At 42.6% G+C, this 26,014-nt stretch carries 24 protein-coding genes; 7 read left to right on the top strand and 17 right to left on the bottom strand.

Annotated elements, in window-relative coordinates:
- Position 1: 1 nt before the first annotated feature.
- The 4 genes from lipB (at position 2) to ABMY35_RS06775 (ending at position 3,926) form a co-directional block, all read left to right on the top strand.
- Positions 2-655, top strand: a complete 654-nt coding sequence (lipB, locus tag ABMY35_RS06790) for a lipoyl(octanoyl) transferase LipB (protein WP_138480300.1) — start codon at positions 2-4, stop codon at positions 653-655.
- A complete protein-coding gene (gene lipA, locus ABMY35_RS06785) occupies positions 652-1,617 on the top strand; it encodes a lipoyl synthase (RefSeq protein WP_058030834.1) in 966 nt (321 codons plus the stop codon). The genes lipB and lipA overlap by 4 nt, the downstream gene beginning before the upstream one ends.
- 183 nt (positions 1,618-1,800) lie before the next feature.
- Complete coding sequence (locus ABMY35_RS06780; RefSeq protein ID WP_349285542.1) at positions 1,801-3,006, top strand: aromatic amino acid transport family protein; 1,206 nt, start codon at positions 1,801-1,803, stop codon at positions 3,004-3,006.
- Positions 3,007-3,062: 56 nt separating this feature from the next.
- Positions 3,063-3,926, top strand: coding sequence for a hypothetical protein (locus ABMY35_RS06775; RefSeq protein ID WP_349285541.1), 864 nt, complete (start codon positions 3,063-3,065; stop codon positions 3,924-3,926).
- Between the two features lie 63 nt (positions 3,927-3,989).
- Here the strand turns inward: ABMY35_RS06775 and ABMY35_RS06770 are convergent, their stop codons facing one another.
- From ABMY35_RS06770 to pomA, 3 genes are all read right to left on the bottom strand, one after another.
- On the bottom strand, positions 3,990-4,496 hold the full coding sequence (locus tag ABMY35_RS06770; protein WP_349285540.1) for a hypothetical protein: 507 nt from the start codon (positions 4,494-4,496) through the stop codon (positions 3,990-3,992).
- 213 nt (positions 4,497-4,709) lie between these two features.
- Positions 4,710-5,639, bottom strand: a complete 930-nt coding sequence (locus ABMY35_RS06765) for a flagellar motor protein MotB (protein ID WP_138480292.1) — start codon at positions 5,637-5,639, stop codon at positions 4,710-4,712.
- A 1-nt stretch (position 5,640) separates the two neighbouring features.
- Positions 5,641-6,408 (bottom strand): flagellar motor protein PomA, encoded by a 768-nt coding sequence (gene pomA / locus ABMY35_RS06760; protein WP_349285539.1) that lies wholly within the window; start codon positions 6,406-6,408, stop codon positions 5,641-5,643.
- Between the two features lie 326 nt (positions 6,409-6,734).
- Here pomA and ABMY35_RS06755 point away from each other — a divergent pair, with 326 nt between their 5' ends.
- From ABMY35_RS06755 to dxs, 3 genes are all read left to right on the top strand, one after another.
- Positions 6,735-6,977: an exodeoxyribonuclease VII small subunit gene (locus ABMY35_RS06755; protein ID WP_138480290.1), complete on the top strand. Its 243-nt coding sequence runs from the start codon at positions 6,735-6,737 to the stop codon at positions 6,975-6,977.
- 9 nt (positions 6,978-6,986) lie between these two features.
- The gene (gene ispA / locus ABMY35_RS06750; RefSeq protein ID WP_138480288.1) at positions 6,987-7,874 is read left to right on the top strand and encodes a (2E,6E)-farnesyl diphosphate synthase; all 888 of its coding nucleotides are present in this window, start codon (positions 6,987-6,989) and stop codon (positions 7,872-7,874) included.
- Between the two features lie 104 nt (positions 7,875-7,978).
- Entirely contained in the window at positions 7,979-9,838 is a 1,860-nt protein-coding gene (gene dxs / locus ABMY35_RS06745) for a 1-deoxy-D-xylulose-5-phosphate synthase (protein WP_349285538.1), read from the top strand.
- Positions 9,839-9,923: 85 nt separating this feature from the next.
- On the opposite strand, the gene ABMY35_RS06740 is transcribed toward dxs, so the two are convergent.
- The 14 genes from ABMY35_RS06740 to ABMY35_RS06675 form a co-directional block, all read right to left on the bottom strand.
- Positions 9,924-13,016 carry a diguanylate cyclase gene (locus ABMY35_RS06740; RefSeq protein WP_349285743.1) on the bottom strand — a complete coding sequence of 1,031 codons (3,093 nt, stop codon included), beginning with the start codon at positions 13,014-13,016 and terminating at the stop codon, positions 9,924-9,926.
- Between the two features lie 24 nt (positions 13,017-13,040).
- The gene (locus ABMY35_RS06735) at positions 13,041-13,526 is read right to left on the bottom strand and encodes a phosphatidylglycerophosphatase A (RefSeq protein ID WP_058030843.1); all 486 of its coding nucleotides are present in this window, start codon (positions 13,524-13,526) and stop codon (positions 13,041-13,043) included.
- A gap of 8 nt (positions 13,527-13,534) precedes the next feature.
- A complete protein-coding gene (thiL, locus tag ABMY35_RS06730) occupies positions 13,535-14,497 on the bottom strand; it encodes a thiamine-phosphate kinase (RefSeq protein ID WP_349285537.1) in 963 nt (320 codons plus the stop codon).
- A gap of 44 nt (positions 14,498-14,541) precedes the next feature.
- Positions 14,542-14,952 carry a transcription antitermination factor NusB gene (nusB, locus tag ABMY35_RS06725; RefSeq protein WP_058030845.1) on the bottom strand — a complete coding sequence of 137 codons (411 nt, stop codon included), beginning with the start codon at positions 14,950-14,952 and terminating at the stop codon, positions 14,542-14,544.
- An 11-nt stretch (positions 14,953-14,963) separates the two neighbouring features.
- On the bottom strand, positions 14,964-15,428 hold the full coding sequence (ribE, locus tag ABMY35_RS06720; protein ID WP_138480280.1) for a 6,7-dimethyl-8-ribityllumazine synthase: 465 nt from the start codon (positions 15,426-15,428) through the stop codon (positions 14,964-14,966).
- A 153-nt stretch (positions 15,429-15,581) separates the two neighbouring features.
- Complete coding sequence (ribBA, locus tag ABMY35_RS06715) at positions 15,582-16,694, bottom strand: bifunctional 3,4-dihydroxy-2-butanone-4-phosphate synthase/GTP cyclohydrolase II (protein ID WP_349285536.1); 1,113 nt, start codon at positions 16,692-16,694, stop codon at positions 15,582-15,584.
- A 23-nt stretch (positions 16,695-16,717) separates the two neighbouring features.
- The gene (locus tag ABMY35_RS06710) at positions 16,718-17,374 is read right to left on the bottom strand and encodes a riboflavin synthase (RefSeq protein WP_138480276.1); all 657 of its coding nucleotides are present in this window, start codon (positions 17,372-17,374) and stop codon (positions 16,718-16,720) included.
- A 5-nt stretch (positions 17,375-17,379) separates the two neighbouring features.
- Entirely contained in the window at positions 17,380-18,498 is a 1,119-nt protein-coding gene (ribD, locus tag ABMY35_RS06705) for a bifunctional diaminohydroxyphosphoribosylaminopyrimidine deaminase/5-amino-6-(5-phosphoribosylamino)uracil reductase RibD (protein WP_349285535.1), read from the bottom strand.
- Positions 18,498-18,947, bottom strand: coding sequence for a transcriptional regulator NrdR (gene nrdR, locus ABMY35_RS06700; RefSeq protein ID WP_058030850.1), 450 nt, complete (start codon positions 18,945-18,947; stop codon positions 18,498-18,500). Before nrdR ends, ribD begins: the two co-directional genes overlap by 1 nt.
- A gap of 84 nt (positions 18,948-19,031) precedes the next feature.
- On the bottom strand, positions 19,032-20,288 hold the full coding sequence (gene glyA / locus ABMY35_RS06695; RefSeq protein WP_058030851.1) for a serine hydroxymethyltransferase: 1,257 nt from the start codon (positions 20,286-20,288) through the stop codon (positions 19,032-19,034).
- A 253-nt stretch (positions 20,289-20,541) separates the two neighbouring features.
- The gene (thrC, locus tag ABMY35_RS06690; RefSeq protein ID WP_349285534.1) at positions 20,542-21,825 is read right to left on the bottom strand and encodes a threonine synthase; all 1,284 of its coding nucleotides are present in this window, start codon (positions 21,823-21,825) and stop codon (positions 20,542-20,544) included.
- 3 nt (positions 21,826-21,828) lie between these two features.
- Positions 21,829-22,767 carry a homoserine kinase gene (gene thrB / locus ABMY35_RS06685; protein WP_349285533.1) on the bottom strand — a complete coding sequence of 313 codons (939 nt, stop codon included), beginning with the start codon at positions 22,765-22,767 and terminating at the stop codon, positions 21,829-21,831.
- 9 nt (positions 22,768-22,776) lie between these two features.
- Entirely contained in the window at positions 22,777-25,191 is a 2,415-nt protein-coding gene (gene thrA, locus ABMY35_RS06680; protein ID WP_349285532.1) for a bifunctional aspartate kinase/homoserine dehydrogenase I, read from the bottom strand.
- Between the two features lie 309 nt (positions 25,192-25,500).
- Positions 25,501-25,866, bottom strand: coding sequence for a response regulator (locus tag ABMY35_RS06675; protein WP_349285531.1), 366 nt, complete (start codon positions 25,864-25,866; stop codon positions 25,501-25,503).
- Between the last annotated feature and the right edge of the window lie 148 nt (positions 25,867-26,014).

The raw sequence follows: 26,014 nt of genomic DNA, 5'->3' as shown, positions 1-26,014 counted from the left end.
CATGACTCAAAGTACCGTGATAGTTCGCCAGTTAGGCTTGCAAAGTTACCAGCCAATTTGGCAAAAAATGCAAGACTTCACTGATACCCGAGACGATAACAGTCCCGATGAGATCTGGTTTGTTGAACATGAGCCTGTCTTTACTCAGGGGCAAGCAGGTAAAGCAGAGCATGTTTTAGCACCCGGCGACATTCCTGTTATTCAAGTTGACCGCGGTGGTCAAGTGACTTATCACGGTCCTGGTCAGCAAATGATGTATGTACTGTTTAATCTCCGTCGTCTTAAAATCGGCGTAAGAGAGCTAGTAACTTGGCTAGAAGAGTGCATTGTCGACATGCTGCAAGAGTATGACATTAATGCCTATGCCAAACCTGATGCGCCAGGAGTCTATGTCGACGACAGTAAAATTGCATCCTTAGGCCTGCGCGTTCGCCGCGGCTGCTCGTTTCATGGTCTTGCACTGAATGTAAACATGGATATGAGCCCATTTATGCGCATAAACCCTTGCGGCTATGCGGGTATGAACATGGTGCAAACAAGTGAATTAAATGGCCCGTCGCAACTTGATGAAGTTGCGCAAGGTCTTGTTAAACATATGCTCAAACGTCTTAACGCTGAGCATGTTGAACACAAAGAAGGGTTCGAGAACGAATGAGTAAACCAGTAAAAATGGAGCCAGGGGTAAAGCTTCGCGATGCTGAGAAAATGGCATTGATCCCAGTTAAGGTAATGCCAACTGAACGCGATGAAATGCTAAGAAAACCTGAATGGCTTAAAATCCGTTTACCGAAATCAAGTGAGCGTATTGAGGGCATCAAGCAAGCAATGCGAAACCACGGGTTACACTCAGTATGTGAAGAGGCATCATGCCCTAACCTATCTGAGTGCTTTAACCACGGCACAGCGACATTCATGATCTTAGGTGCTATTTGTACTCGTCGTTGCCCTTTTTGTGATGTAGCGCACGGCCGTCCGTTAAAGCCAGACGCACAAGAGCCTGAAAAACTCGCTTTAACTATCAAAGACATGAAGCTTAAGTATGTGGTTATCACGTCTGTAGACCGTGATGACTTACGTGATGGTGGTGCACAACATTTTGCTGATTGTATTAAAGCTATTCGTAAGCACAATCCTGAGATCACCATTGAAATCTTAGTACCAGATTTTCGTGGTCGTATGGAAAAAGCACTAGAGATCTTAACTGAAACGCCACCTGACGTATTCAACCACAACTTAGAGACTGCGCCTCGCCTGTATAAGCTAGCTCGCCCAGGTGCGGATTATAAATGGTCTTTAGAACTGCTTCGTCGTTTCAAAGAAGCACACCCGAATGTTAAAACTAAGTCGGGCTTAATGGTGGGTTTAGGCGAAGAAATGTCTGAAATCGAAGAGGTATTGCGTGACCTTCGTGAGCACAATGTTGACATGCTAACTGTAGGTCAATATTTACAACCTTCAAAACACCACTTACCGGTTAAACGCTATGTGCCACCAGCAGAGTTTGATGCATTAAAAGATTACGCTGACGAAATTGGCTTCACCCACGCAGCGTGTGGCCCGTTTGTTCGCTCTAGTTATCATGCTGACCAACAAGCTGCAGGTAAAGAAGTGAAGTAATCACCACTTTTTAAAAAAACGCGATGCAGAGTCATCGCGTTTTTTTATGTCTAAATCTCAATTCTGTGCATCAAAATGTAAAACATATATTACAAACACGTATCTTGATTTATAACAAAGGAGTTTCAATTTTTTGCTCTGCGTTATATCTTGCCTGCTCTCTCACACTTAAAGGGGCATAATGTGATAAAGAATAAAACCCTCGGCAGTATGCTAATTGTCGCAGGCACAACCATAGGCGCGGGCATGTTAGCACTGCCTATCGCTTCTGCAGGTATTGGCTTTAGTGCATCTTTAATCCTGATTTTATTAACTTGGCTATTAATGACCTATACCGCGTTATTAATGCTAGAGCTTCATCAATTCGCCAGCTCCGATGCCACACTCAATACGCTTGCCAAGACACTACTGGGCAAACGTGGGCAATATATCGCTAATTTTGCAATGGTCTTTCTGTTTTATGCGCTATGTGCAGCATATATCGCAGGTGGAGGCGCGCAATTACAGTCAAAAATAAATGCAGCGCTTGATGTCGATGTGGCCCCGCAAGTCGGCTCTATACTCGTGGCTGTACTGGTCGCAGCCATTGTCACCATGGGTACCTCAACGGTTGATAAACTAAACCGTGTTTTATTTGCCATTAAAGTAATCGTGCTGGGCACTCTATTCTTTGTTCTGACCCCTTATGTTCAAAGTCAACACTTGCTCGAAATGCCGCTAGAGCAAGGGCTTCTCATTTCAGCCATACCTGTGATTTTCACTTCATTTGGTTTTCATGGTTCAATTCCATCAATTGTAAAATACGTTGGTGTTGACATTCATTCACTCAGAAAAGTTATGATTTTCGGTGCCTCCGTGCCTTTAATTATTTATGTCTTCTGGCAATTGATCAGCCAAGGTATGATGAGCCAGTCACAACTTTTACAGTCTGAAGGCCTACAAGGCTTCATTGGCAGCGTCTCTAGTTTAGTAAACAGCACACAGGTCAGTACGTCGATCACGATTTTTGCAGATTTAGCATTGGCGACCTCTTTCTTAGGTGTAAGTCTTGGATTATTTGACTTCTTTGCTGATGCTTTCAAACAAGGTGATAACAAAAGCGCCCGATTGAAGACGGCATTAATTACCTTTGTGCCCCCGCTTGGCTTCGCTTTATTCTATCCACAAGGGTTTATTACCGCATTAGGGTATGCGGCAATTGCACTGGTTGTTTTAGCGATATTTTTGCCTGTTGCAATGGTTTGGGTTCAGAGAGCACAACAAACTAATGAACAAGGTTATCAAGTTAGAGGCGGTCGATTTGGGTTAAGCCTTGCAGCTTGTTGTGGGGTTGTCATAATAGCTGCACAAGGCTTGCAAATGTTTGGCGTTATTCCTGCGCTAGGTTAATGGTAAAAAGTTTGGGTTATCGTGCAAGCCTGATAACCCAAATTCAAGGAAGTCTTATGAAATACCCCCTAATCTTGCTTTCCTGCTCTTTTTTAACCGCGTGCGGTGGCGGGGGCAGCGAACCACTATCAAAAGATAATACTGCGCCTACCGTCAATGAGAGCACACAATGTGGCAGTAATTTCTCAGCGCAAAGGCATTTGAATAAGCAAGAAACAAACATTGCTTATTGGCAAATAGAGGGGGATACGCTCCAAACTAAGCCACAAGTAACTTACTTTACAAACCGCTCAAGTAGCCTAGCAGAGACATCATACAAAGGCTCTGAACCACTGTGTGAACAAGTAGCGAATATTTTTGGTGCAGACGTTACAGATACATGGCAAGGCGCTGAGAATAATACAATTAAAGTTGGTCAACAATTCAAATATATACCAGAACTTAGCGTCTCATTTGCTCTGCCTGAAGTGAACTCTTTAAATGATTGGCGTGCTAAAGGCAGTCCCAACTCAATGTCCACAAACCTATTGCAAAGTACACTGACCGTCTGGTACCAAAATTCAGATGAGCAGAGGTTTTTACAAGGTGACTTATCAAATAATCAAAGAGTCGTACCATTAGCATGCAATGATACTGACTTTACTATTTTACTTTCTTTAATTGAGGTTGATGAACAGTTAAGCATCAGTTTAAACCCTGCCTATTGTGAAGAGGTACGCAGTAATAACATTACTAAAACAATGTGCTTAAGTGCCAAATTACCCCAAGAAAGGTTAATACAAAACTGTGAGTTTGCTTTGACAGATATTGTTATTCCAAACGCCCAGGGAAATAAAACATTTGTTAAGTTAGCTGCTCAAACCTCTGCAGGTTCAGATACTGGGATTAATGTTGCAATCACTGATATTGATATAAATTAATCTAAGGGTAGTAATATCTATACCGGTTTAAGGGATTAACTAGACGCTTAAAATGGTGAAACACTATCCCTTTACTTGTAGTTGGTTTACTCGATTTTTTAAAAGATACATCACGGGCAGAAAGCACAGGATGACGGTGAGAATATTCACTAAAGGTAAAATACTTTTATAAAGGTAGGTAGAGTAACTTAAATCGAGATAGTGCCTATCTACCAATCTAAATAACTGCATGATAGGCGCAGGAAGTACAATGAGTTGTGCCAATACGCTTTGCCATAAATACACTTTGTCTTTCAATGCCCAGACAGCCAAAATGGCCATAAAAACGATGTCACTCAACGCCCAATAAATGTAACGAATGACATATAGATCGGCATCAACTTTTTTGATCAAAGGGAAAGAAAAATAGCCAATCACATAAAATGCGGCACACAGTGCCGCATATCTAAGGGCTTTGTCATCTCTTAATAATGCAAACAGAGCAACCGAAATAAACGTCAGTAACGTCGCATGGTCTCTTACTAATAACAAAAATTGATTAAAGTAAGTGCTGTTTAAATCGAATGACATATTGAAAGGTTAATCTTGAGATGATTAATCTAACGATTTTTCTTCTGACTTTGGTGGCTCATCATTATCATCAGCACCGTCGCCATTATTTCCTGGCATGTAAGCGTATTTACTTAGAATAGACATCGTATTTCTCCTTGATAAATGATTCATATTCAAATTAGCTGAATTCCAATCATCTATCAAGAAATACAATACTAAAGAATGAAAAAATTAATTGCCACGCAGTTCGATAGGATCAGATTCTTTCGCTTTACCTTGTAAAATAGAGATTTCAACACGGCGATTACGGCGTCTATCTGTGTCATTCTCATTCGGCACTAGCGGGCGTGTATCTGCGTGGCCAACAACGACCATTCTATTTTTATCAAACCCAGGGGCTTTCACCATTTCACTTGCCACGGCAACTGCTCGGGTTGCAGATAAATCCCAATTATTAGAATAAAGCTCATTGGTCACCTGAAAATCATCAGTATGACCTGATACAGTAATTTCTCCTGGCACATCTTTTAATAGCTCAGCGATTTCACGAATGATCGGCTTAAACTTTGGCTGTAAAAATGCACTACCAGAAGGGAAAGCACCATTTTCTTGAATGCGAATAATGATCTGTTGTCCAAGAGACTCAAGCTCTATTGCACCATCCATAATTTGCTTTTCCATTTGCTGGGCAATTTTCTTCACCAATTCATTCACTTGCTCTTGATCGGCTGCCGAAATGGCCTGCTCCATAGATTGCTCTTGTGAAGTACTTTGCGATTCGCCACCACGTTTATTACCGCGTTGCTCTTGACGACCACCTGCAGAAGCCTCATCACCTGCCTGGAACTCCAACATTTGCTGCGTCATCTCTACCGTCTGCTGTTGGATAGTCTCGATAGGAGTCGGCTCTGGTTTACCAGGTGTGAACTCCATAGCTATCACACTGGTACCCTTGGGAATGTCTTTTACTTCGATTTTATTTTGCACACCAAAAGCAAACTTCATCGAACCTGCTATTTGTTTGAATTTCAACACGTCCATTTCAGAGAAAGCCAACAGCAGAACGAAGAAACACATCAAGAGTGACATTAGATCAGCAAATGTTCCCATCCAAGCGGGTAGCCCGGGGGGGGGACATTTACATTCTTGTTCGTCTGACATACTACTCCTCCTTGTCGCTGCCGCGTTTCGACTCAGGTAGGTAGTTCTTCAGAATACCTTCGATTACTTTCGGGTTTTGACCATCTTGAATACCCAAAATTGCATCCAAGATTAAGCGTTGATTTTGTTCTTCTTCATCTTTACGCAATTCAAGTTTCGCCTGAATAGGAATGGCAACTACGTTCGCAAGGAACGCACCATATAACGTTGTAAGTAGTGCTACAGCCATTGCAGGACCAATCGCTTTTGGGTCATCCATGTTTGATAACATGGCGACTAGACCAATTAGCGTTCCGATCATACCCATCGCAGGGGCGATGTCTGCCAAAGATTTAAATAAGTTAGCGCCTAATTCGTGTCGAGAGGTAGTGAGTGAAATGTCTTTTAATAAAGTAGCGCGTACAACATCAGCATCATGACCATCTACTAACATATCAACGCCCTTACGCATAAAGGCATTGGGTATTTCTGCTTCTTCCAAAGCCAAAAAGCCACCTTTACGAGCCGAGTCAGCCAATTCAACGGCTTTCTCAATGAGCTCTTCTGGAGATTCAATCTTGAACATAAAGGCTTTGCCAACAACTTTACCAATGCCTAAGAACTGGCCCATGGTGAAGTTCGAGAGTACGATGAAAATAGAGCCACCGAATACAATGACGGTAGATGGGCCATCACCAAACATGGCCAAGTCACCATTACTACTCATGAACATCGCCATGATGACCAAACCTATTGCACCTACTATTCCGATAACGGTTGCTAAATCCACTATCCCCTCCAGAGAATACTTATCATTACTTTTTTATTATGACACTCGAAGTCAATTTTTTGAGTGGCAACTACAAATATCATGCTTAATTCGAATATTTGCAAACCTTGTGCCTATGTTACAGTGAAAAGCCTAGATTTCAGTAAGACTTTTATCGGCAACTTCTTGAATATCTTAACTCAATTACGTTGTTAAAATTCGATTAAAGCCCACATAAGGCAAAAAATAAACTGATCCGCCACGATTGCCAGTAACAAGCTTTGACCTGAGTCGCTAATCCTCCTAAAATTGCTACCTTTAAAATAAATTGCTGGGCAAGATGTACTATGGCTGCAAAAAAACCTGAAAATCTAAGTTTTGAAGAAGCAATGGCCGAACTAGAAGGCATTGTACAGGCTATGGAACAAGGTAGTCTGACTTTAGAACAATCTTTAAAGCAATTTGAACGTGGTGTTCAATTAGCCAATGCGTCTAATGAAAAGTTAAGCAGTGCTGAGCAAAAAGTCTCAATCCTGATGGGCAATGACCCTGAGACACCAGTAACACCAATGCCAAATCAATTAGATTAAGACCCCGCAGTGAATTTATTCGAGCATATAAATACGGCACAAAACCGTTTAGACAGTTACATCAGTAATTACTTCTCTTTGGCATTAGATACCGATGAAACCGTAAAATCAGCAACTTTTTACAGCATCAATAATGGCGGTAAAAGATTAAGGCCCTTTTTGGTTTACACTGTAGGCAAACTGTTAGGTGCTAAAGAAACAGACCTTGATGTCGCTGCAGCTGCAATTGAATGTATTCATAGCTACTCATTGGTCCATGATGACTTACCGGCTATGGACGATGATGACTTGCGTCGAGGCAAACCGACTTGTCATATTGCTTATGATGAAGCACAGGCCATTTTAGCAGGCGATGCGCTACAAACCTTAGCGTTTGAATTTTTAAGTGAACATGAATTTTCAGTATCGGCAAAGCAACAAATCAAGATGATTAATACGCTTGCCGTTGCATCTGGTTTGCAGGGCATGGTTGGCGGACAAGCCCTTGATATTTCAGCGACAGAAAAGTCAATTACCCTTGCAGAGCTTGAACGTATTCATCGACTTAAAACCGGCGCATTGTTAAATTGTGCAATTAAGTTAGGCGCGCTGTGCGCTACGGATGTCGAGACAGAAATTATTACTGCCCTCGATATATACGGTAAAAATCTTGGCCTCGCTTTTCAGGTACAAGATGATATTTTAGATATCGAAGGCGATACCGCCGTATTAGGCAAGCCGCAAGGCTCAGACTTAGATAACCACAAGTCGACTTATCCGGCTTTGCTTGGACTAGATGGTGCAAAACAAAAAGCGCATCTATTGGTCAAAGATGCTCTGTCTGCACTTGATACAATACCTCATAATACCGATGTATTGGCAGAGCTTGCGAAATATATAATTGAGCGTGATCACTAATACTCAATCACGACGTATTGATGACGAACAGAACAAATTTATAAAAATTAAGTAAACCTTTGTATATAATCGGACAAGGTTTGCGTAGGACACATGTTGAAAGAATGAAACTGGACAGTAGCAAGTACCCATTACTCGCCTTGGTTGATGAACCGGCGCAATTACGTCAATTACCACAGCCCCAACTGGGTAAGCTGAGCGACGAATTAAGAGATTACTTACTTAATTCGGTTTCGCAGAGCAGTGGTCACTTGGCTTCAGGTTTAGGCACCGTCGAATTGACTGTGGCTTTACATTACGTGTATGACACACCTGAAGATAGATTAATCTGGGATGTGGGCCATCAAGCTTACCCGCATAAAATCTTAACGGGACGTCGTGATGCTATGCACACGATCCGTCAAAAAGATGGGTTGCACCCTTTCCCTTATCGTGAAGAAAGTGAATACGACACTTTCAGCGTAGGTCATTCAAGTACCTCGATTTCAGCTGCATTAGGTATGTCTATCGCGGCACAGAAAGAAGGTAAAGGCCGTAAAACCGTTGCAGTTATAGGTGATGGTGCGATCACGGCTGGTATGGCGTTCGAAGCCATGAACCACGCCGGAGACATTAAATCCGACATGCTGATTATCTTAAATGATAATGAGATGTCTATTTCTGAAAATGTAGGCGCACTAAACAACCACTTTGCACGCATTCTTTCTGGTAGCTTTTATACTAATATTCGCGAAGGCAGTAAGAAAATTCTTTCTGGTGTACCGACTGTGAAAGAGCTTGCCAGCCGTATGGAAGAGCATCTAAAGGGCATGGTTATTCCTGGCACTTTCTTCGAAGAGCTTGGTTTAAATTACATTGGTCCAATTGATGGTCATGACGTCAATATGCTGGTTGATACGCTAAGAAATATGCGTAACCTGAAAGGCCCTCAGATCCTGCACATCAAAACGCAAAAAGGTAAAGGTTACAAACCAGCTGAAGCCGACCCTATTGGTTACCACGGTGTGCCTAAATTCGACCCAAGCGTGTATAGCCTGCCAAAATCTAAACCTAGCGCTCCTACTTTTTCAAAAGTATTTGGTGATTGGTTATGTGATATGGCAGCACAAGATCCTAAGCTTATGGCGATTACGCCAGCAATGCGTGAAGGTTCTGGTATGGTGCGTTTTTCGAAAGAGTATCCTGAGCAATACTTTGACGTTGCCATTGCTGAGCAACACGCTGTTACTCTAGGTGCAGGTTTCGCATGTGAAGGCCTTAAGCCTGTAGTTGCGATCTATTCAAGCTTCTTACAACGTGCTTATGACCAACTTATTCACGATGTCGCGCTGCAAAACTTACCAGTACTGTTTGCAATTGACCGTGCAGGTATTGTTGGCGCTGATGGTGAAACTCACCAAGGTGCATATGACTTAAGCTTTATGCGTTGTATTCCAAATATGATCATCATGGCACCAAGTGATACCAACGAATGCCGTCAGATGCTTTACACAGGTTACCAGTGCAACCAACCTGTTGCGGTGCGTTACCCTCGTGGTAGTGCCGGTGACAGTGATGTACAAACGCAGATGCAAGCGTTTGAAATTGGTAAAGGAAATGTGATCCGTGAAGGTGAGAAAGTGGCCATCTTAAGTTTCGGCACACTACTTCATAATGCTAAACAAGCCGCTGAAAACTTAAATACAACTCTCGTTGATATGCGATTCGTTAAGCCGCTTGATGAAGCGTTACTTGTTGAGCTGAGCAAAACCCACAATCGCTTTGTTTGTCTTGAAGATAACGCCATTGCAGGTGGTGCTGGCAGTGCTGTGATGGAGTTCCTTGGCGCACAAGGTATTCACACACCAGTGTCATTATTTGGTATACCTGATGAATTTATCAAGCATGGTACACAAGACGAAATGCATGCAGAAATGGGCTTATGTGCTGATTCACTCGAACAGCGGATCAAAGCGCTACTCTAATAAGCACTGAAGCATAAAAAAAGGAGCTAAGGCTCCTTTTTTTATGCTTTAAAGTTATTAATGACCAGCCTGTACTGACAACTAGCTAACGCATCCAAATTTTCACATCTGCAAGCCCATTTGCCTGTAAGGTTTGTAATTGTGACTCAACATTACTTGTTTGCTCAAATTCAAACGCATCCAACTGATCATCAAATGTAATGGTTGCAGCACCATCACCGCCACGTTGTTTTACTTGATGAAGTGCGACATCCGCCAAATTCACAGAGGCCTCCCAACTTATCACTTGCCCTCCTAGCAGAGGCAGTGGGTAAAATGACCAGCCCATAGACACTGTCATATTAATCGCCTTACCATTGGGCAATTGAAAGTCACATTCAGCAATTGCACGGCAAAGTTCTTTTATATAAGTTTCAATTGCGTCACGCTTAAAGTCGCGAAGCAACAATAAGAACTCATCACCACTCCAACGAGCCACATAATCTGAGCCTTGCGTTCTGGTGTTCAATAAAGTAGCAAGTTGCTGTAAACAACTATCACCGCCAATCGGACCATAGGCATCATTCACTTTACTAAAATTATCGACATTGATAATAAGCAATACCAGGCGCTTATTCTGTTGCTGTAATGACTTTGAGTTACGTTGGTAGTGTTCGACATCTTTAGGGAGTTGATCGAATAAGAAACGACGGCTTTTGAGGCCTGTGAGCTCATCTGTATGGCTAACTAGTTTCATCTGAGTATTCACTTGGTTAAGCTTGTCGTTCGCTTGACGCAGTGCCATGGTGCGCTCTGCCACTAAAGATTCAAGCGCTTGCTGCTTACGTCGCTCTTGAGCTCTAAAAATCCAAAAGAATACATAAAACAGTAGAACAAACCCTAGCGTAATTAACAGTCTAAAGTACACCGTTTCATCAAAACGTCTAGGGATCTCAATACGCTGTGTAATGCTTCGAGCTTGTTGCCAGCCTTCACCTTTACGCTTAACTTGTAATTCAAAGTTATATACACCCGGCTCTAAGTTCGTATATATCGCTTCTCGACGGTTAAATACTTCTCGCCATTCAGTGTTTTCTTTGCCAGTTAAACGATATCTAAACTCGATACTCGCTGGCGCATAAAAGTCTATGGCGGTGTAGTTAATCGTGATATCTCGTTCACTGGTATCAAGTTTAAGTAGCTCTGCAAATTTACTTGCGACTATCACTCGCTCTTGCGTGATCACCTCTTCCAGTTTTGGTGATAAGTCTTTAGAGCCAAATAGTTCAACATTCTTGGGAATTTCAACTGCCCCTTGAGAGCTTGGATACCAAATAGCACCTTGCTTTTCTAATACTGCATCACCACCGAAACCAGAACAGCAACGACCGACTTTGCCATCGAGTTGGCGGTCAAATTGACTAATAACTTGCTCAACTTTTAAATTGTTTATTGGATGGGTAAATTGCGCCGCAGGTAAGCGGTAAACACCTTTTCGAGTACTGACCCAAATAAGCGCCTGTTGCTGATCATAGTAGAGCGAGGAAATTGAACCATGAGGTAAACCATTTGAGGCATCAAGCTGATACCAATCGCCCTTTGCTGTTCGATAAAATAACCCATCATTCCAAGAGCCAACTAAAGTCGCCACACCTTGAATGTATAAAATACTGGTAACATAAGCGGACTCTAGAGACGTTTGCCCACCAAGCTTTTCAATGCCTTTTTGATTAAATTGATAGGCTCCTTTGTTGGTGCCTATAAATCCGACATTCGGCTGATCATTGATATACGTGACAAACTGACTACCTAAAAATGCATTGTAAGCAAATGGTGTTAAACCCGAGTACTCAAGACGGTACATACCACTGCCCGTACCTATCCACATTCCACCTCGCTGCGACGGTGTAATGGCTAATACTGGCGTTTGTCGTAACTCTCGAAACGGTAACAGCTGTAGCACCCCTTGCTCATAAATCATGGCACCACGTTCAGTGCCTATGAACAAGCTATTACCACTAAATTCCAGCTCATATACTGTGCTGTTTTTTAATTCTTCAGGGGCAATAACCACTTGTAATGAATCATCATTATTCAAGTAACCGACACCACTTCTTGATGCCATCCAAGTTCGACCTTGGTTATCTTTGGTCGTTGCCGTTATACCTTGCTGACTGTTACCATCAATCATGTGTCGCGCAATATTACCTGTATGCGCAAACCAAAGCCCCTCGTTCAGACTGGCTAACCAAATGTTTCCTTCTGCGTCTTTAAACATATCTGAAAACCAAATCGACTGATCAGCATGAATTGGTTCGACATAACGCCAATCAGAGATCCCCTCTCTGAACATCAAACGAGTTGAAGTAGATGCCCATAACCCTGTATCTGAGTCGTACATAAACTTATATACAGCACCATTGCCAAGTTCGGTATAACGTCTCAGCACTTGGTCTATATCTAAGAAGTAAGCACCGAGTTCAGAGGCAAGATACAAGCGCCCTTCAATCCATGCCAAATCATGCACGATAGTTTGTGCTAATTGCTCTGGTAGCGCTAACCGAAAGCCAAGCTCTAGACGAAATACGTCCCTACGATTGGTGGCTGATTTGGTTATTTTTAAAAGATTACGCTCATTCACCAACCATAGACCATCGGTGCCTTGGGCGATTTTAGACACACTACCTACAATCTGATTAATGCGGTTAACAGGAAACTTTTTATTGTCTTCTGCTGAATCAAATGCACGTTGTGCTTGTTGGTCATTGCCGATGTAAAATAAGCCATTACCTGCAACCCAGATGTCGCCTTGCTTGTCCTCAACAATATCTAGGATAGGTCCTTTGATATTAAATGACTGAACATCAAGCGTGTGGGGGTTTAATCGATGTAGACCGCGTTTGGTGCCTATCCATAACTTACCATGTCTATCTAACAGTAGCTTATGAATGGCATTAGTTTGTAAGAATTGCGTGTTTTGTGTTGTAAAATTTCGAAATTGATAGCCATCAAATCGACTGAGGCCAAATTGAGTGCCAAGCCATACATAGCCCTGCTGGTCTTGCACCAAACTTTTAATTGATTGCGAGGGTAAGCCATTTTGTACATTCCATTGCTTCACAATATAGTCATTGATGGCAGCAGATACTGAAAAACTCATCAGTATAAACAGCAAAGACACTAGCAAGGTTTTTTTGATCATACACTCACAATCTTTTATTGATTAAGCTACTAAGAAACCAGTTTTAAACAAAGCTTGCACACAAATCAACGAAAAAATACCCGCTAAAATGTCATCAGCCATGATCCCAAAGCCACCATGCAGCTTTTTGTCTAACATTCTGATTGGACCTGGTTTGGCAATATCGAAAAATCGGAATAATAAAAAGCCAACTAGGAGTGCCTTCCAAGATAATGCTGCGCCTATCATGGTAATGTAAAAGCCTGCTACTTCATCCCACACAATTGCCGGATGATCATGAACTTGGACATCTTTTGCCGTTTGTCCGCAAACCCAAATACCAAATACACTGATCACAACTGCAAAAACACATTGCAGCCATAATGGATAACTAGCTGTAATGAAAATAAGTGGTAAGGCACCTAAAGTGCCAAATGTGCCCGGAGCAAATGGGGCAAGTCCTAAACCAAAACCTAAACCAAAAAACTGGTGGGGTTTACGAATATCAAATTTGTACTGCTTAGCCAAACTGACTCCTAACTAAAATGTTCAAAGCCAGTTGCGGGAAATGGCCAAGGTTTATCTTTATAAAGTAGCGATACATCGCCAGCATTTGCGTTAATTTGCCCAATGCAGGTTGGTTTTACCCCATATTCTGCCAAGCGCTTTTCTACTGCAACTCTATTACTATCAGGCACAGTAAACAACAACTGATAATCATCGCCATAAGCCATTGCCAGCATTAAACGAACTTCTTCATCTGGCAAATTTTTCAGCGCAGTTGAAAGCGGCACTTTATCAGCATGGATTGTCGCACCAACACCTGAGTGGGTCAGAATATGATTTAAATCGGCCAGTAAACCGTCAGAAATATCAATGGCTGAATTCGCTAAGCCACGTAAAACCTGACCTGCTGCAACTTGCGGTGCTGGAAAATCAAACTTTTTCTGAACATAACTGCGATCTGTATCGCTGAGTTCCCAGCCTTGTTTACGTGCCTCAATTGCCAGAGCGGCATCTCCAAGGTCGCCAGTCACATATAACCAATCCCCCACTTTAGCACCACTTCGGGTCAACGCTTTGCCTTTTGGTACGATACCTTTAGCACACACGGTAATCGTTAATGGACCTTGCGTGGTGTCACCACCAATCAGTTGCACGTTATAATACTCAGCAATATCGTGCATACCTTCTGTGAACTGTTCCAGCCAAGTTTCGTCAACATTAGGTAGCGTCAAGCCGATGGAGATCCAAGCAGGCTCTGCCCCCATTGCAGCCAAATCACTTAAGTTTACCGCTAAAATTCGGTGTCCTAAGGCTTTAGGAGAAATATCAGAAAAGAAATGAACGCCTTCAACCAGCGTATCTGTGGTGACCGCTAATTGGCAGCCTTCGGGGATAGTAACTAGGGCGCAATCATCACCTATGCCTAAGTCTACATCACGTCGAGTAATACCACGGCCGGTGAAAAATCGATTGATTAACTCAAATTCCTTCATACATAAAAAAGCCGGCCTAAGCCGGCTCTCCAAATTGTTTGCCTTTATTTGCGAACTGCTTTAACTGCTTTGTCTAAAACACCGTTCACAAACTTATGGCTGTCTTCTGCACCAAAGATTTTCGCAAGCTCAATGCCTTCATTGATTGCTACTTTGTAAGGTACATCTTCACGGAACTTAAGTTCGTATGCACTTAAACGTAATACTGCGCGCTCAACTTCATCTAAGTCTTCAAACGGGCGAGAAAGATGCGGCTTAACAAGCTCATCTAATTGTTTTACGTTTACTGCAACACCGCGAGCAAGATCTTTAAAGTATTCTACGTCTACTTTAGATACATCATTCTCGATCAACATTTGTTGCTCAATATCGGCAATCGGGTTGCCACTTAATTGCCAAGAGTATACGGCTTGAAGCGCTAATATACGTGCTTTACGTCTTGCTGCTGGTTTCACTGAGGATCCTCTTAAATTTGCTCTAGCACGTTCACCATTTCTAGTGCACCAAGGGCTGCTTCGCCGCCTTTGTTGCCCATCTTAGTGCCCGCACGTTCAATGGCTTGCTCAATGCTTTCCGTGGTTAATACACCAAATGCTACCGGAATATCATAGTCTAATGAAACGCTTGCTAGTCCTTTATTTGACTCGTTAGCAACTAGGTCGAAATGTGGTGTACCACCACGGATGATAACGCCTAATGCAATGATTGCATCGTGCTCTTTCTTCATCGCTAAACGCTTAGCTGCTAATGGTAACTCAACGGCACCTGGTACATATACCACAGTGATGTCTTCTTCTTTAACACCACCAACACGCTTTAGCTCGTCAACAGCACCTTCAAGTAAGCTGCTACCGATAAAATCATTAAAACGTGAAATAACAATGGCAAATTTTTTGCCAGGAGCGTATTTGTTACCTTCAATAATCTTCATTAGATGGTCCTAATCTTCTTAATGTTTCGTACTTTGCAATCAAAGTGCGCCGAGTACGCAATAAGCAATTGCCAAATTGGCGCGCATAATAGCACAGTTTTGGTTAACCCCAAATAACAAAACCCGCTGTCATCAACGGGCTTTTTCATTCAATTATTTAGGCTCTACGTATTCAATGACTTCTAGGTGGAAACCTGAAAGTGCATGATATTTTTTCGGCATACTCATTAGGCGCATTTTTTGAATGCCTAAATCAGCTAAGATCTGCGAGCCAACACCAACGGTACGAGAGGTACCTTGGAATTTACGCTGATTCACAGTTTCGCCCGCATCTTGCGCAGCAAATGCTTTTACCATGTGCTCGATGTCTTCAGTTTGTTCCTGTTTACCCAGAATAACCAACACACCGTTATTTTCGCTGATGTGCTTCATCGCACCATGTAAACTCCAGCTTCTATCAGCGCCTCTGTCTGATAGTAATACATCATTAAAAGTGCTTTGTAAGTGAACACGCACTAGCGTTGCATCAGTTTCTGAAACTTCACCTTTGAGCAAAGCATAATGAAGCTGGTTATCAATGGTGTCTTTATATGTAACTAAATCGAATTCACCATATTCAGTTGGTAATTTACACTGCGCAACTTTTTCGATAGTTGTCTCGTTTAAGTTACGGTATTCAATTAGGTCAGCGATAGTACCAATTTTTAAACCATGCTCTTTGGCAAACACTTCTAACTGAGGGCGACGTGCCATGGTACCGTCAGGGTTTAAGATCTCAACAATGACTGAAGCGGGTTCTAAACCTGCTAAACGCGCTAAATCACAGCCTGCTTCTGTATGGCCAGCACGAGTTAATACCCCACCAGGTTGCGCCATAATTGGGAAGATATGACCTGGCTGCACGATGTCTGTTGGCACTGCACCTTTAGCCACTGCTGCCTGTACTGTACGAGCACGATCAGCGGCAGAAATACCAGTAGTGACACCTTTTGCTGCTTCAATAGACATAGTGAAGTTAGTTGAGAATTGCGCGCCGTTATTTCTCACCATTAATGGTAAATCAATTTGCTGACAACGCTCTTGAGTCATGGTTAAACAAATTAAACCACGGCCGTGGGTTGCCATGAAGTTTATGGCGTCCGCTGAAATATGCTCGGCTGCGATGATTAAGTCACCTTCATTTTCTCGGTCTTCATCATCCATCAAGATAACCATTTTACCGGCTTTAATGTCTTCGATGATCTCTTGTGCGCTGTTCAAGTTCATAATTTACCTGTTTAATTAATTCGCTACTTAATAAAGCCTGCGTTTGCCAATAAGTTCATTGTGAGAGTAGAGCTTTGTGCAGGCTCTTGAGCTCCAAGTACTAAGCGTTCCAAATAACGTGCGATTTGATCCACTTCTAAGTTAATTTTACTGCCCACTTTAAATTCAGCAATGGTTGTCTCTTGTGCTGTATGCGGCACAATTGTCAGCTTAAACTGACAGTCTTTAATTTCATTTACAGTTAAGCTGATACCATCAATAGCTACTGAGCCTTTATATGGAATATATTTCATCAGCTCACTGGGCGCTTCTAACCAATATTCGGTTGCGCGGGCATTAGGTGAAATCGCCACGACTGTCGCAATGCCATCAATGTGGCCTGAGACTAAATGACCACCTAAACGAGAAATAGGCTGTAATGCTTTTTCTAAATTAACTGTTTGCCCTAGCTTATATTGAGCAAATTGCGTCAATTTCAAGGTCTCATTTGAAACATCGGCACGAAAACCATCAGAAAATTTTTCAACAACCGTTAAACACACACCATTTGTAGCAATGCTATCGCCTAACTGTACATCGCCCATGTCTAAATTTGGGCTACTTACACGAACCGTTAGGTCGCCTTGATTTTGTGTCAACTCAGTCAACTTACCGGTTGCTTCAATGATACCTGTAAACATAAAACTTAACCTTTTTGCGCTACTTTGCGTGCTGTTAAACGAATATCATCGCCAACTTGCTTAATATCGTGCCATTGTAGGCTCTGTACATCTGCTATCTGCGTCAACTCTGGCACGTTAAATAAACCTCGCGCATCTTGACCCATGATTTTAGGTGCTAAATAAAGAATATAATTATCGATAAGATTTAATTCGTGAAACTTACCCGCAAGCGTCGCGCCTGCTTCAACGAATACACTGTTGATACCATGTGCGGTTAATTGCTTTAACGCTTTTTTGATATCAACCTTACCATTAATAGAGTCAACCAACAGCTCTGTAACATGTTCTGGCCACTGGTGCGTTGTATCAGCTTTTGTTCTTAAAATTATAATAGGACTATTAATTGAGAATAATGCTAAATCTGGATACAAACGGTTTTGAGAATCGATGATCACTCGAATAGGCTGGCGAACTGACAACCCCTCAGCAAGCTTAAGCTGCTCTGCTGAAAGTCGTACATTCAATTTGGCATCATCAAACAGCACTGTATCGGCACCCGATAACACGGCGCAATGTTCAGCACGTAACAACTGTACATCTTGACGGGCTGCACTTGAGGTGATCCACTTACTCTCACCATTTTTTAATGCGGTTTTGCCATCTAGACTCGCAGCCAATTTACAACTTATATAAGGTAAGCCCGTTTCCATTCGAGTTAGAAAACCCGGGTTCAGTGCTCTTGCTTCTTGCTCAAATAAACCTGCTGCAGTCTCAATACCTGTTTCTTCTAACATACGTAAACCGCGACCTGCAACTTCTGGGTTAGGATCGACCATAGCGGCAACAACGCGGCTAACTCCAGCATCGATTAAACCTTTTGCGCAAGGCGGGGTTCTACCATAATGACTACATGGCTCCAAGGTAACGTAAGCCGTTGCGCCTCTTGCCTTGTCTCCAGCCATCTTTAATGCGTGAACTTCGGCATGACCTTCACCCGCTTTTTGGTGATAGCCCTGACCAACTATATCGCCGTCTTTTACGATGACACAGCCCACATTTGGGTTAGGTGAGGTGGTAAAACGGCCTTTTGCAGCAAGCGCGATGGCCTGCTGCATAAACTCTTTATCTTGCTCGCTGAACATCAATCTCCAAGCCTCGCGATTTCCTCGCCAAACTCTCTAATATCTTCAAATGAGCGGTATACGGAAGCAAAGCGGACATAGGCCACTTTATCGAGCTTTTTCAGCGCTTCCATAATGCATTCACCAATCATATGGCTTGCCACTTCACGCTCACCCGTAGCACGAATTTGCGATTTAATTTGATGTACGACTTCTTCAATTTGCTCTGTGCTAACCGGGCGTTTCTCTAACGCGCGGTGCAGACCATTTAGTAATTTGTCTTCATTGAATGGCTCTCGAGAACCATCTTGTTTAATTACCCGCGGCATGACTAATTCGGCACCTTCAAACGTCGTAAAGCGCTCATGACATAACACGCATTCTCTGCGGCGACGGACTTGATGGCCTGAGCCGACTAAACGGGAATCAATGACTTTTGTTTCTTTAGCGGTGCAAAATGGACAATGCATAGATAATCACTTGTGAAAAAAATATAAAAAAGGCCGCAAATGCGGCCTTAATCATAACAAAATTCTTTGATTTTGTGAGCGAAATTACGCGTAAACTGGTAATTTAGCGCAGATAGCTTTTACTTTCTCTTTTACTTCTGCTTGTACTGACTCATCGTTGATGTTGTCTAGTACGTCACAGATCCAACCTGCAAGCTCTGCTGACTCAGCTTCTTTGAAGCCACGACGCGTGATAGCTGGAGAACCAATACGAAGACCAGACGTTACAAACGGTGAGCGTGGGTCGTTTGGTACTGAGTTTTTGTTCACAGTGATGTTAGCACGACCAAGTGCCGCATCAGCATCTTTACCTGTGATGTCTTTGTCGATTAGGTCTAGTAGGAATAAGTGGTTGTCTGTTTTACCAGAAACAACTTTATAGCCACGCTCTTGAAGAACAGCAACCATTGCCTGTGCATTCTTAACAACTTGCTCTTGGTAAGTTTTGAACTCTGGCTGTAGTGCTTCTTTGAAGGCTACCGCTTTACCAGCGATAACGTGACATAGAGGACCACCTTGACCACCAGGGAATACTGCGCTGTTTAGCTTCTTGTAGATGTCTTCGTCATCACAAGCTGAGATAATAAGACCACCACGAGGACCCGCTAAAGTTTTGTGCGTCGTAGTCGTTACAACGTGTGCGTGAGGTACTGGGCTTGGGTAAACACCAGCAGCAACAAGACCTGCAACGTGTGCCATATCAACTAATAGGTAAGCACCTACTTTGTCAGCGATTTCACGGAATTTAGCCCAGTCAACGATACCTGAGTATGCTGAGAAACCACCGATGATCATTTTTGGCTTGTGCTCAAGTGCTAAAGCTTCAACCTGTGCGTAATCGATCTCACCTGTTTCTTCGTTTAGACCGTACTGGATAGCGTTGTACGTTTTACCAGAGAAGTTTACGTGAGAACCGTGTGTTAAATGACCACCGTGCGCAAGGCTCATACCTAATACAGTGTCGTGTGGCTGAAGAAGCGCTTGGAATACTGCCGCGTTTGCTTGTGAACCAGCGTGTGGTTGTACGTTTGCATAAGTAGAACCGAAAAGCTCGTTGGCACGGTCAATAGCCAGTTGCTCAACAACGTCAACGTGCTCACAACCACCGTAGTAACGCTTACCTGGGTAACCTTCAGCATATTTGTTAGTTAATTGAGAACCCTGAGCTTCTAAAACACGTGGGCTACAGTAGTTTTCAGAAGCGATAAGCTCGATGTGCTCTTCTTGACGAGTCGTTTCAAGTGCAATCGCATTTGCTAATTCAGGATCAAAATCTGCAATGTTCATGTTACGTTCTAACATGGGGTCTCCTAGGTACACGTTTAGGGTAGTAAAAGCTGTATTGTACGCAGTTATGCGTCCGATGCCTATAATTTCGGCTTGAGCATATTTAAACAGGGATTGAATTTATTTCACAGTGTTTATGTAATGATATTTTTTTATTTAAACATTAAAAAAACAAATGGATAAGAAGGGAATAAATAAGTGTTATTTATATAGGGTGAGTTTGGCAAACTTTTTAAGTCTACAAAGGCTCACCCTTGGCGATTAATAATTACAGTAATTTAGCAAAAACAGCCGCTTTCAATTGCATATAATCAGCTTGCATTGGCTCCGCTAAACACTTTTTATCTAAGGCATCTTGCAACACGCTAGGCATTGCAATCTCTTGCTCAAGCACCTCTTCTACCGAAGATTTAAACTTAGCAGGGTGCGCCGTAGCCAAACAGATCCCCACAGCATCTTCAGCTTTATCTAAAGTCAGACCTTCAAGTGCAATGGCGGTATGCGGCTCCATCACGTAACCCGCTGCAGCAATCTCTTTCATTACCGCTTGCGTGCGACTTTCTGAGACACTTCTTGAATAAAACTCATGTTTATCGAAATCACCGCGTTCCAACATAGTCTCAACGCGAGGCCAGTTATTAGGTTTACTCACATCCATTGCATTTGATAACGACTCTAATGTGGCATTTGGCGACCACTCACCTGATGCCATGTAACGTGGTACAGTGTCATTTTGATTCGTGGTTGCAGACAAGTTTGCAATAGGTAAACCCAGCGCTGCGGCTATCATAGCTGCACACACATTTCCAAAATTACCACTTGGTACAGAAACATGCACTTTACCCCTTTGCTCTGCAGGTAATTGCGCAACGGCTTCAAAGTAATAACATACTTGCGCAACTAGACGGCTGATATTGATAGAGTTGGCAGAATTTAAGCCCAGCTTTTCTTTCATTTCATCATCTAAAAACGCCTGTTTAACCAATGCTTGGCAATCATCGAAGCTGCCTTCTACTGCGTAACAATGAATATTTCCACCTAACGTCGTGAAGAGCTTTTGTTGAGCGAGCGAGATCTTGCCTTCTGGATAAAGTATAACTACATCAACATTTGGCTTGTTATAGAAAGCATGTGCTACCGCTGCACCTGTATCACCGCTGGTCGCAGTTAAAATTGTGACACGCTCACCTTGATTAAATAAACCAATACATTCAGCCATAAAACGGCCGCCAAAATCTTTAAACGCCAACGTTGGCCCATGGAATAATTCTAAGCAATATTGCTTGTCACCAATTTGCTTAAGCGGCGCCTGAAAATTAAAAGCACGCTCAACCATCTCGGCTAACGTATCTTTTGGCAACTCATCACCAATTAAGTGACTCAATACTTCCACGCTTCTTTCAACAAATGGCTTTTCAAGTAAAGCATCGATATTTTCTAATTTGCTCAGTTGCTCTGGAAAAAATACACCTTGATTACGGCCAAGGCCTGTTTTAACTGCCGTAGTGAAAGACACTTGCTGCGTGGCATCTTTTAAGTTTACAAGTTGCATTGATTATTCTCCTTGTGAAATGGCACGCGTGCCTTGTTGGTCTAGCTTACAAATATGACTAAAACCGTGTTCATTAATATAGTGTTCGTTTAGCCAAGCTTGGCACTGCTCTGCCGCTTGCTTTGTTTTACAAATCGTAAAGAGTGTAGGGCCAGCACCTGAAATACTCACAAGCTCAGCACCAAGTTCAGGTAACGCTGTTTTAGCTTGTGCAAACCCAGCTATTAAAGAGCATCGATACGGCTCTGCCATCTCATCTTTCATCAGAGAGAGCGCTAAATCGAATTGCTCAGTTTGCATCAGAAGGCAAAAGCTCGACAAACGCTGCGCAAATTCAATAGTTTCTGAGCTGCTTCTTTGCTTTGGCAGTACTGCACGTGCTTTTGCTGTATTTAGCGCAAAGCCCGGGTATGCCGCGACATAGTACCACTCAGAGTTAACAGGCACAGATAAGGCTTTGTTAGGCACAAGATCAGCGGTCAATTGTAAACCACCTAAATAACAAGGTGTGATGTTGTCATAGTGACGAGCGCCGCTCACCTTAGCTTCAAAATCTGCCATTAATTCAATCAGCTCGACTTGACTAAGATTCGTTTTTGCAAACTCATTCAAAGCAGCAAAAGTTGCCACTACAGAGCAGGCGCTCGAGCCTAGACCTGAACCAATTGGTAACCGCTTCTCAAGCTCAAGATAGACCGCCGGCATACTAGGTGCCACATGTTCACGAAAGTGAACTAAGCACTGATAGGCCAAGTTTTCGTGGGCCTCTCCCGGTAATTTATCGGCATAAGGACCAGAGCAAATAAACGTGTCTTGCTCTGCCGCTTTAACATTCACCACATCACCCAGTAGCTCACCATTTATAGGCGCAAGCGCAGCACCTAATGAATCAAAGCCAACACAAAAGTTGCCGATAGACGCTGGTGCATAAAAACTAATCATAACGACTCCTTAACGCGACTGTGTTTTTAAAATGTCAGCAAAGACACCTGCCGATGTCACTTCCGCACCCGCACCATAACCGCGAATAACAAATGGGCGTGGTTGATAGTATTGGCTTAAAATTGCCAAAGCATTTTCACCATCACGGATATCATAAAGTGCATGCTGCTTATCAACCGCTTCTATACCTACTTTGCATTTACCGTTTTCGATGCTGCCGACATAGCGCAACACCTTGCCTTCACTCGCGGCACTTTGAATTTTGTCAGCAAATGACGCATCAAGTTCAGGTAGCTTAGCCATAAACTCATCAACACTTGTACCTGGCGCAAATGACTCAGGAACAACCGCTTCAACTTCAATATCTGACAACTCTAATTCAAGGCCTGATTCACGAGCGATGATCAAAAGCTTACGCGCAACATCAGTACCCGATAAATCATCACGGGGATCGGGTTCTGTAAAGCCATTCGCTTTCGCTTTTGCAGTCGCTTCTGACAAACTTAAGCCATCTTCAAGTACACCGAACATGTATGAGAGTGAACCAGAAAGGATACCGTTAAATGACAATAACTCGTCGCCGGCACCAAAAAGTAGCTGCAAGTTGTCTAACACCGGTAGACCTGCACCTACGTTTGTTTCATATAAGAATTTGCGCTGGCGTTTTTGCGCAGCACTTTTTAAAGACTGGTAGTAGTCAAAACTGCCCGTATTGGCTTTTTTATTTGCAGCAACCACATGGAAGCCCGCATCTAAAAAGTTATAGTATTGATCTGCTAGTTGTTGTGACGAGCTACAATCCACCAGCACAGGGTTTATAAGGTGATTTTCTCTAACAAACTGCTCTACCTTAGCCAATTCGAAACCTGATGTTTGTTGTTTTAACTGAGCTTGCCATGCATCAAATGCGATGCCGTTTGCATCAAGTAAAAGCTTCCGTGAATTAGCCACACCATAAAGGTTAAGCTTTATATTGCGCTTTGCCAGCCAATCTTGTTGTTTTTCAAGTTGCTTAACCAGTTCTTGACCGACTAAACCACAGCCTAATAAAAACACATCAATTGAAGGCACATGAGTGAAGAAATTTTCGTGACAGACTTTCACTGCGTCATTGCACAGTGCACCATCGACCACCGCAGAAATCGCACTTTCAGTAGAGTCTTGAGCAATCGCTACGATATTAACTTGCGCTTGTGCCAGAGAATCAAAGAACTTAGCTGCAAGTCCTTTATGTGCTTTCATGTTATCACCTACCAAAGTCACGATGGCAAGTTCACGCTGCACTTGTACAGGCTCAATTAATCCAGCTTGCGACTCAAGTTCAAATGCTTGCTCTAGGGCACTTAAAGCTAAATTTAAATCTTCTTCATGCACACAGAAACTGATGCTGAACTCGCACGATGACTGCGTGATCAAAACAATAGAAACATTATCATTGGCAAGCGCACTAAAAACACGTGCAGCCATACCAACTTTGCCTTTCATGCCGGGGCCTGACACCGTCAACATCGCCAAATTCTCTAGCGATGAAATGGCTTTAACAGTTTCGTCGCTCTGGCATTCATTTGAGATCACAGAACCTGGCACATCAGGATTATGGGTATTTTTAATTTCACATGGCACGCCAACTTTCGCGCACGGTAAGATCGTTTTTGGATGCAAAACTTTAGCGCCAAAATATGACAGCTCCATCGCCTCTTTATAAGATAAGCTATCTACCTTGCTGGCTTTTTTAATAAAACGCGGATCGGCATTATAAACGCCATCAACATCTGTCCAAATCTGGCACACTTCGGCTTTTAAACAAGCAGCAGCTACTGCAGCAGAATAATCTGAGCCGTTGCGACCAAGAGTTGTTAGTTCACCTTGGTTATTAACCCCAGTAAACCCCGGCATAATATAAAAGTCTGCTGATTGCGATTTTAGAACTTCAGCAAAGCGCTGTTCACTCGCGACTAAGTTGACCTCAGCATCAAGATACCCGCCCTGAGTCTCGATACATTCCGTTGCTTCTAGGTATGTAGCCCTATGACCTAGCATGGCAACCATAAGTGCAACACTCACTCGCTCTCCAAAACTGATCACAAAGGCATTAACTTGCTCAGGGCAGTGCTTAAGTAATTTAACCCCAGCTAGCTTATCACTAAGCTCAGCAAAGCTTGGCCAATGAGCGACAACTGAGTCTAACTGCTCGACTTCACGCTTCAAACTGTCTGCGCGATTTAGCAAAACCTGCCACTGAGCACTGTAATCAGCACCTTGCTCAGCAAGCTTGGCTAACTCAACAAGTTGGTCTGTCATACCACCAGGGGCTGAAAGAGCAACCAAAGCTTGCTCGCCTGCTTGAGACTCGATCAATTGCTTGACCCGTTTGAGACAATCAAAGTCGGCGAGCGAAGAGCCGCCAAATTTTAAAACTCGCATAATTTTTCCTCATTCCAAAAACGAAAAAAGGCCTGTGTTCGTAGTGAACACAGGCCTTTTTCTAATGCGCAACGACCTATGCCACTATCCAGTTAGGATGGTGGTTGTAATAATGGTCGTAATTAAATTCATTGTTTTCATAATTATTAGACTGCCCGAAAATCAGACACCATGCAACCGTCTTTTTATGAAATTATTATGCAAAAAACTCAAGTTTGATTTAAAGAAAGGAAAAATTAGACCTTAGTATAACTTTATAAGTTAAATAGAGAAAACTAGGAAGTAAAAAGGCTAGCCTAAAAAACCTAGCTACCTAAGGCCATAAGTATGCAAAACGTCTAATAAAACATCAGATTTAACGGGCTTTTCGATAAAAGAGATTGCACCAAGTTGCTCCACTCGCGCTTTCATTTCTGGTTGAATATCCGCAGATATGACTACAACAAAAGTTTCGATAACTTGAGATTTCACGGCTTGTAATACACCTACACCATCTAATTCTGGCATGGTTAAATCAAGGCAAAGTAAATCAACCTGGTGATTATTTAAAACCTCTAACGCTTCTACACCATTTTTCGCTTGCAAGATTGTTGCATCAAACGCTGATGACAAGCAGCGAATCACTTGTTTTCTGGCAACCACAGAATCATCACAGACCAAAATAGTAAAGCTCATCTTTTAAACTCATTCACTCGAAATTAACCTACTACTAGCACCTTATTTAAAATGCCTTATAACATATTCATCTTAAAGCACTAAATAAGTTCGATATAATATCTAACCAAACAAAGGCAATGTAAACAATAATGCCAGATAAATATTT

This window comes from Pseudoalteromonas sp. BZB3 (assembly GCF_040104455.1).
GTDB lineage: Bacteria > Pseudomonadota > Gammaproteobacteria > Enterobacterales > Alteromonadaceae > Pseudoalteromonas.
This window is presented reverse-complemented; position numbering and strand designations above follow the sequence as displayed.